Origin of the sequence: Oerskovia sp. NPDC056781 (assembly GCF_042789955.1) — a bacterium.
GTDB lineage: Bacteria > Actinomycetota > Actinomycetes > Actinomycetales > Cellulomonadaceae > Oerskovia > Oerskovia rustica.
The window spans coordinates 1-8,251 of the sequence record NZ_JBHUAD010000181.1 but is presented as its reverse complement, the minus strand read 5'-3'; the positions used below and the strand labels follow the sequence as shown (position 1 = coordinate 8,251).

At 70.9% G+C, this 8,251-nt stretch carries 5 protein-coding genes; 1 reads left to right on the top strand and 4 read right to left on the bottom strand.

The window, feature by feature from the left end; translation table 11 throughout:
* Positions 1 to 51 precede the first annotated feature (51 nt).
* Genes ACFRCR_RS14275 through ACFRCR_RS14265 form a run of 3 tightly spaced genes read right to left on the bottom strand, consistent with a single transcriptional unit; the run spans position 52 to position 6,112 of the window.
* Positions 52 to 1,416 carry an acetate/propionate family kinase gene (locus tag ACFRCR_RS14275; RefSeq protein ID WP_377678422.1) on the bottom strand — a complete coding sequence of 455 codons (1,365 nt, stop codon included), beginning with the start codon at positions 1,414 to 1,416 and terminating at the stop codon, positions 52 to 54.
* Positions 1,413 to 3,620, bottom strand: coding sequence for a phosphate acetyltransferase (pta, locus tag ACFRCR_RS14270; RefSeq protein ID WP_377678420.1), 2,208 nt, complete (start codon positions 3,618 to 3,620; stop codon positions 1,413 to 1,415). The genes ACFRCR_RS14275 and pta overlap by 4 nt, the downstream gene beginning before the upstream one ends.
* Complete coding sequence (locus ACFRCR_RS14265; RefSeq protein WP_377678418.1) at positions 3,617 to 6,112, bottom strand: phosphoketolase; 2,496 nt, start codon at positions 6,110 to 6,112, stop codon at positions 3,617 to 3,619. The genes pta and ACFRCR_RS14265 overlap by 4 nt, the downstream gene beginning before the upstream one ends.
* 242 nt (positions 6,113 to 6,354) lie before the next feature.
* Between ACFRCR_RS14265 and ACFRCR_RS14260 the strand changes: the two genes are divergently transcribed.
* The gene (locus ACFRCR_RS14260) at positions 6,355 to 7,353 is read left to right on the top strand and encodes an SURF1 family protein (RefSeq protein ID WP_377678416.1); all 999 of its coding nucleotides are present in this window, start codon (positions 6,355 to 6,357) and stop codon (positions 7,351 to 7,353) included.
* Here the strand turns inward: ACFRCR_RS14260 and ACFRCR_RS14255 are convergent.
* On the bottom strand, positions 7,334 to 8,047 hold the full coding sequence (locus ACFRCR_RS14255) for a YceI family protein (protein ID WP_377678415.1): 714 nt from the start codon (positions 8,045 to 8,047) through the stop codon (positions 7,334 to 7,336). The two genes, ACFRCR_RS14260 and ACFRCR_RS14255, sit on opposite strands and share 20 nt — an antisense overlap.
* Between the last annotated feature and the right edge of the window lie 204 nt (positions 8,048 to 8,251).

Here is an 8,251-nt window from a genome sequence, read left to right as displayed (position 1 = left end):
CGCACGTGCCGTCGCGCTGTGCTCGGGTGCGCGACGACGGCGGTGGGGAGGTCAGGACTCCTGAGGTGCTTCCGGCTCTGCCGGCTCGGCGTGGGCGGACGGCTCCGGGGCCGACGCTGCCGGCTCTGCCGATGCTGCCGGCGGGAACGTCACCGGCTTCCCGGCCTTCTCGGTCTCCTCGACGATCTCCACGCTCAGGCGGGCGATCGCGAGCTCCTCCATGGTCGGCACGACCATGACCAGCGTGCTCGTCCAGTCGGGCGAGATGACGCGCGGCTCCTTGCTGCGGACCGCGTTGCGCTCCGGGTCGACCGCGATGCCGAGGCCCGCGAGGCCCTCGACGACCTGGGCGCGCACGATGTCGTCGTTCTCGCCCACACCGGCCGTGAACGCGATGACGTCGATGCGACCCAGCACGGCCATGTAGGCGCCGATGTACTTGCGCAGCCGGTGGATGTACACGTCGAGCGCGAGCCTCGCGTCCTCGTTGCCCGCGGCGATGAGGTCGTGCAGCGCGCGGAAGTCGTTCTCGCCCGCGATGCCCTTGATGCCCGAGCGCTTGTTGAACAGGTCGTCGAGCTCGTCGATCGACATGTTCGCGTTGCGGGCCAGGTGGAAGATCACCGCGGGGTCGATGTCCCCGGTGCGGGTCCCCATGACCAGGCCCTCGAGCGGCGTCAGGCCCATCGACGTGTCGACCGCGATGCCGCCGCGCACGGCCGAGGCCGACGCACCGTTGCCGAGGTGCAGCACGATGATGTTGAGGTCCTGCAGCCGGCGGCCCAGGACGCGTGCGACCTTGCCCGACACGTAGTGGTGGCTCGTGCCGTGGAAGCCGTACCGGCGCACCCCGTACTTCTTCGCGGTCTCCTTCTCGAGCGCGTAGGTCGAGGCGGCTTCGGGCAGCGACGAGAAGAACGCGGTGTCGAACACCGCGACGTGCGGGACGTCGGGCAGGAGCTCGCGGGCGACCGCGATGCCCGTGACGTTCGCCGGGTTGTGCAGCGGGGCGAGCGGAGCGAGGTCCAGGATCTGGCGCTCGACCTCGTCGTCCACCAGGACGGGACGGGAGAACTGGGCACCGCCGTGGACGACGCGGTGACCCACGGCGTACACGTTGGCGTCGGCGAGCCGCGGCCCGACCTCGTCGAACAGCGACAGCGCGATGCGCAGCGCCTCGGCGTGGTCGCGGACGGGCTCCTCGCGCGTGGTCGTGTTGCCCGCGAAACGGTGCTTGATGACGCCGTTCGACTCGCCGATGCGCTCGATGGTCCCCGCGGCGATGGCTTCGCCGCCGACCGGGTTGACGAGCTGGTACTTGAGCGAGGACGACCCCGAGTTCATCACGAGGACCGAGCCGTGCGCGCCGTACGCCGAGTACGGGTTCGAGCGCTCGTGCTCCGGGAGGACGGTCATGCGGGTGCTCCGTTCGTGCCGGGCTCGGTGGTCGAGCCCGCCTGTGCCTGGATGGCCGTGATGGCCACGGTGTTGACGATGTCCTGGACCAGGGCACCGCGCGAGAGGTCGTTCACGGGCTTGTTGAGGCCCTGGAGGACGGGTCCCACCGCGATCGCGCCCGCCGAGCGCTGCACCGCCTTGTAGGTGTTGTTGCCCGTGTTGAGGTCGGGGAAGATGAACACCGTCGCCTTGCCCGCGACGTCCGACACCGGCATCTTGGACGCGGCCACGGACGCGTCGACCGCGGCGTCGTACTGGATGGGGCCCTCCACGAACAGGTCGGGGCGGCGGCTGCGCACGATCTCGGTCGCGGAGCGCACCTTGTCGACGTCGACGCCCGAGCCGGACTCGCCGGTCGAGTACGACAGCATCGCCACCCGCTGGTCGATCCCGAACTGGAGCGCCGTCGCGGCCGACGAGATGGCGATGTCGGCGAGCTGGGTGTCGGTCGGGTCCGGGTTCACGGCGCAGTCGCCGTAGACCAGGACACGGTCCTCGAGGCACATGAGGAACACCGACGACACGACGGACACGCCCGGCATGGTCTTGATGATCTCGAACGACGGCTTGATGGTGTGCGCCGTCGTGTGACGCGCGCCCGAGACCATGCCGTCCGCCAGCCCCAGGTGGACCATCATCGTCCCGAAGTAGGACACGTCCGGGACGATCTCGCGCGCGCGCTCGACCGTCATGCCCTTGTGGGCGCGCAGCTTCGTGTACTCCTCGGCAAAGCGCTGGACGAGCTCCGGGTCGTGCGGGTCGATCACGGTCGCGGCGTCGATGTCGAGGCCCAGCTCGGTCGCGCGGGCACGGATCGACTGCTCGTCGCCCAGGATGGTCAGGTCGGCGACCTGGCGGCCCAGCAGGGTCGAGGCCGCGCGCAGGATGCGGTCGTCGTCGCCCTCGGGAAGCACGATGTTCTTGCGGTCCGCGCGGGCCCGCGAGAGCAGCTCGTACTCGAACATGAGCGGCGTGACGACCTCGGGGCGCGGGACGTCGAGGCCCGCGAGGAGCGCGGCGCCGTCGACGTTCTGCTCGAACAGCGCGAGCGCCGTGTCGACCTTGCGCTGCGACTCCTTGGACACCCGACCGCGCACGCGCGACGCGGCGCTCGCCGAGCGGAAGGTCCCGAGGTCGGTGCGGATGATCGGCAGGCTCGGGTCGAGGGCCTCGACCAGGCGACCGGTCGAGTCCGTCGGGTAGAAGCCGCCGTTGAGGACGATGCCCGCGAGCGACGGGAAGTTGCGCGCCTGGTGCGCGGCGAGCAGGCCGATGAGGATGTCGCTGCGGTCGCCCGGCGTGATGACCACGGCGCCGTCGACGAGCTTCTCGAGCAGGTGCTCGAGCGACATGGCCCCGACGAGCAGGTCGAGGACCTCGCGGCCCAGCAGTTCGGGGTCGCCGAGCGCGAGCCGGCCGCCCACGGCCTCCATGATCGCGGACACGGTCGGGGCGTTGAGGAACGGGTCCTCGGGGATGGCCCACCCGGGCAGCGAGCCCGAGGCCGAGTGGGTGCCCTGACCCTCGGGCGTGATCGCCGTGAGCTGCGCACGCACCTGCTCGATGCTCTCGGGGCGGCACCGGTTCGCGACGACCGCGATCGGCTGGGCGTGGTTCGAGCGCAGCTCGTTGACGCTGACCTCGGTGAGGTTCGCGATCGCCTCGGGCGTGCGGTCCCGGCCCGAGACGACCAGGAGCACCGGGGCGCCCAGGTTGGCCGCGATGCGGGCGTTGAACGCGAGCTCGGTCGGGCCTGCGACGTCGGTGTAGTCCGTGCCGACGATCACCACGAAGTCGCACTGCCTGGCGACGTCGTGGTAGCGGGCGACGATCTGGGCGAGGGCCGCCTCGGGGTCGGCGTGGACGTCGTCGTACGTGACGCCCATGGCCTCCTCGTAGGTGAGGTCGACGCCGTCGTGCGCGAGCAGCAGCTCGAGCACGTAGTCGCGGTCCGCGGAGCCGGGTGCGGCGGCGGAACCGGCCCCCTCGACGGGGGCGGTGGCCCCCGCGACGGAGCTCGGGGCGGTCCTCGTCACGGGCCGGAAGACCCCGACCCGCTGGACCCGACGGGTCAGCAGGTCGAGGACGCCCAGCGCGATCGTGGACTTCCCCGTCTCGCCCTCAGGTGAGGCGAGGTAGATGGATCGGGCGGTGCTGGTCACTCGTTGTCGCCTCCGGTAGCGGCGGCCGCGTCGTACGACGGGCCGCTCCCTTCTGTCGCGGTGTCGCCCGCGTCGGGCCACACCCAGTCACGGACCGAGGGGATGTCCTCGCCGTGCTCTCTCGTGTACTGCCGTGCTTCGAGGCGGGCGTCCACCATCTTCTGGCGCAGACCTGCCGCCTTCGACCGCAGCGAAGGCACGCGGTCGATGACGTCGATCACCAGGTGGAACCGGTCGAGGTCGTTGAGCATGACCATGTCGAACGGCGTGGTGGTCGTGCCCTCCTCCTTGTAGCCGCGCACGTGGATGTTCTCGTGCCCGTTGCGGCGGTAGGTCAGGCGGTGGATGAGCCACGGGTACCCGTGGTAGGCGAAGACCACGGGCTTGTCCGTGGTGAAGAGGGTGTCGAAGTCGCGGTCGGAGAGCCCGTGCGGGTGCTCCTTCTCGTCCTGCAGGCGCATGAGGTCCACGACGTTGACGACGCGCACCTTGAGCTCGGGCAGGTGCTGGCGCAGCAGGTCGGCCGCGGCGAGCGTCTCCAGGGTCGGGACGTCCCCCGCGCAGCCGAGCACCACGTCGGGGTCCTCGCCCGGGACCTCGCTGCCGGCCCACTCCCAGATGCCCAGGCCCCGGGTGCAGTGCGCGACCGCCTGGTCCATGGTGAGGAAGTTCGGCGCCGGCTGCTTGCCGGCGACCACGACGTTGACGTACTGGCGCGAGCGCAGGACGTGGTCGTAGGTCGAGAGCAGGGTGTTGGCGTCCGGCGGCAGGTAGACGCGGACGATCTCGGCCTTCTTGTTCACGACGTGGTCGATGAAGCCCGGGTCCTGGTGGCTGAAGCCGTTGTGGTCCTGGCGCCACACGTGGCTCGAGAGCAGGTAGTTGAGGCTCGCGATCGGGCGGCGCCACGGGATGTCGTTCGTGATCTTGAGCCACTTGGCGTGCTGGTTGAACATCGAGTCGATGATGTGGATGAACGCCTCGTAGCACGAGAACAGGCCGTGCCGGCCCGTCAGCAGGTAGCCCTCGAGCCACCCCTGGCACTGGTGCTCGGACAGCATCTCCATGACGCGACCCGCACGCGCGAGGTGCTCGTCGACGTCGGGCCCGAAGAAGTCCGCGTTCCACTGCTTGTCCGTGACCTCATAGACGGCCTGCAGGCGGTTCGACGCGGTCTCGTCGGGGCCGAAGATCCGGAAGTTGTCCGGGTTGAGGCGCACGACGTCCGTGAGCCACTGGCCCAGGACCCTCGTCGCCTCCGACATGCCCCCGCCGGGCGCGGTGACCTCGACCGCGTAGTCGCGGAAGTCGGGCAGACGCAGGTCCTTGAGCAGCAGCCCGCCGTTGGTGTGCGGGTTGTCGCTCATGCGCAGCGTGCCGGGAGGTGCGAGCCTCGCGACGTCCGCGTCGAGGCGGCCCTCGTCGTCGAACAGCTCGTGGACGCGGTACGAGTCGAGCCAGTCCTTGAGGTCCTGCAGGTGCTCGGGGGTGTCGCGCGCGCTCGCGAGCGGCACCTGGTGCGAACGCCAGGAGTCCTCGGTCTTCTTGCCGTCGATCGACTTGGGTCCCGTCCACCCCTTGGGTGTGCGGAAGACGATCATGGGCCAGGCCGGGCGCTCGTCGTTGCCCGCCGCGGCGTCGGCCTTGATCTGTGCGATGTGGTTGAGCACCTCGTCGAGCAGGACGCCGAAGCGGCGGTGGACCTCGTAGTGGTCCTCGCCGTCGAACCCGCCCGTGAAGAAGTACGGGGTGTGGCCGTAGCCGATCATGAGGTCGCGCAGCTCGTCGTCGCTGATGCGCCCCAGGATCGTGGGGTTCGCGATCTTGTACCCGTTGAGGTGCAGGATCGGCAGGACGACGCCGTCGTTGACCGGGTTGACGAACTTGTTCGAGTGCCAGCTCGTGGCCAGGGGACCGGTCTCGGCCTCGCCGTCGCCCACGACCGCGGCGACCAGCAGGTCCGGGTTGTCGAACGCGGCACCGTAGGCGTGCGAGAGGGCGTAGCCGAGCTCGCCGCCCTCGTGGATCGAGCCGGGCGTCTCCGGGGCGACGTGCGAGGGGATCCCGCCCGGGAACGAGAACTGGCGGAACAGCCGGCGCAGGCCCTCGGTGTCCTGGGTGATGTCGGAGTAGACCTCCGAGTAGGTGCCCTCGAGGTAGGAGTTCGCGACGAGACCTGGCCCGCCGTGGCCGGGGCCCGTGACGTAGATCGTCGACTGCTCACGCTCGACGATCGCGCGGTTCAGGTGCGCGTAGAGGAAGTTCAGGCCGGGCGTCGTGCCCCAGTGGCCGAGGAGGCGCGGCTTGACGTCGTCCCGGGTGAGGGGCTCGCGCAGCAGCGGGTTCGCCAGCAGGTAGATCTGGCCGACCGACAGGTAGTTGGCGGCCCGCCACCACCCGTCGACACGCGCGAGCGTCTCCTCGGAGAGGGGGGCGACCTCGGCGGATCGCCAAGGGGTTCCTTCTGTCGGACGCGAGGTGGTCGTAGTCATCGCACGCTCCAGCTGTACCGGGGAATGGTGGCACCTTCATACAACCTCATCCATGGGGGCAACGCATGGTTTCGACGGCCCCACGAGATGTGAGGTGCGTCGGTCGAGGCAGAAAAGGACGAAGGTCCCGACCGCTGCGTCGAGAGGTCCCGGGACGGGCGATCTCGCCCGGGACAGTGGTCTGGGTCACGTCGGGCGTCGGGGATTCTCTCCGCTCACCCCCGCCCGGCTACCGTGGAGTCGTGTCCGACCAGGCCTCCTCTCGCCCCGGCTTCTGGGCTGTCGCCCGCCGCCCCCGCATGATCGGCTTCCTGCTGCTCTTCCTGCTCGCGGCGGGTGTGTGCGGCCGCCTCGGGGTGTGGCAGCTCGACCGTGCCTACCAGCGGGCCGAGCTCGCCGAGCAGCACGAGATCGCCGAGGCCGAGGCCGCCGGTCCCGAAGGGCTCGGCGTGCTGCTTCCCCCGCAGTCGACCTTCCCGGGCGAGCTCGTGGGCCGACAGGCCTGGGTCGAGGGCGAGTACGAGCCCGAGGGCCAGTTCCTCGTCGCCGGGCGCGCGCTCGACGGGCGCACGGGCTACCTGGTCCTGACGCCCCTGCGTGTGAGCGACGACGGCACGGGCGGCGAGTCCTGGGCCGACCTGTCCGGCCCGCCCGTGGTCCCGGTCGTCCGTGGCTGGGTCCCGACGACGGACGGCCCGGCCCTCGAGGTCCCGTCCGGCGAGGTGCGGCTCACCGCCTACCTCCAGGCCTCCGAGGCCGCCGGGACCGGCGGGCTGCCCGAGGGGCAGACCGACTCGATCTCCTCGGCGGCGCTCGCCAACGTGTGGGGCAACCCGATCTACGGCGGGTACCTCGTGCTCATGGAGTCCGACCCGGCACAGCTCTCCGCGGCCGACGGCGGTCCCCACCTCCTGCCCCGGCCCACGATCGAGGGCGGCAACGGGGTCAACGTCCAGAACGCCTTCTACGCGTTGCAGTGGTGGATCTTCGGTGCGTTCGCGGTCGCGCTGTGGGTGCGGCTCGTGCGCGACGAGGCCGCGGGCGGTCGCAAGCGCTCGGACGGCGTCGGGGGCGGGATCGCCGGGTTGCCCGACCTGCCGCCGGCGCCGCGCGGCGAGGGCCTCGGGACGGGTGGCTCCGAGGAGGCCGGTCAGGCCGAGGGGGCCGGTGGGACCGAGGGCACCGGCGCGACCGGAGGGGCCGCGCCGAGCGGCGACCCGGTCAGCCGTCCGACGGTGTGAGCTCGAGCAGCATCTCGACGGTTCCTGCGTCCTCGACCTGGACGAAGCCGAGGTTCGGTGCGGTCACGCCGTAGTCGGCGAACGTCACGGGGATCGAGCCGCTGACCTGCGCTCCGCCGCCCGTGGACCGTGCCTCGAGGGTCGCGGTGACCTCGTGCGGGATGCCCTTGATCGTGAGCGTGCCGGTGGCCTGGACCGTCGCGGTGCCGGTCGCCAGACCGGAGAGGTCGACGGGGGCGGTGAGGACGAAGGTCGCGGTCGGGTGCTCGCCGGTGTCGAGGATGCGCAGGAACTGCCGGTCGCGTCCCGAGTCGTCGGTCTCGACGGTCGTCATGTCGACCTCGATGCTCGCCGCGGTGAGGACGCCGCCCTCGACCGTGACCTCGCCGCGCACGTCGCTCGTGCGTCCGACCACGGTCACGTCCTGCCCCGAGAGCACCTCGTCGACGCGGTAGCCCGCCTGGGACTCGGTGTCCACGGCGTAGACGCCGTCCCGGACGCCGTCGACGGACGAGCCCGACGAGCCCGCGCTGTCCTTCGCGGCCGAGGTCTCGTCGCTGGGCGCCGCGGAGCCGAGCGACAGGGGAGCGGCCTCGGTGCCGGCCTGCGAGCGGGCGTAGACCCACGTGCCACCGAGCAGGAGGAGCGCGCACAGCATCGCGATCCCGACGGTCAGCGTGATCGTCTTCTTCATGGCCCCTCGCATCCTCGTTGAACGTTCAACCAATCCTGAGGGCTCTTCCTGGGGAATGCCTGGAAGCAGGGCGTCGTGTCTGCTGTGCATCCGGGTGTGCACCGAGGACCTCGTCGTCCCGGCAGGTCGTCGCGCTGCGCCGGGACACGTCGGAACGGCGCGAGCGTACCGGCAGGTCAGGGCGTCACGGGACAGCGTTCAGGG

Coding starts and splice junctions, on each gene's coding strand:
- ACFRCR_RS14265 (WP_377678418.1), bottom strand. CDS start 6,112: ATGACTACGACCACCTCGCGTCCGACAGAAGGAACCCCTTGGCGATCC.
- ACFRCR_RS14255 (WP_377678415.1), bottom strand. CDS start 8,047: ATGAAGAAGACGATCACGCTGACCGTCGGGATCGCGATGCTGTGCGCG.
- ACFRCR_RS14275 (WP_377678422.1), bottom strand. CDS start 1,416: ATGACCGTCCTCCCGGAGCACGAGCGCTCGAACCCGTACTCGGCGTAC.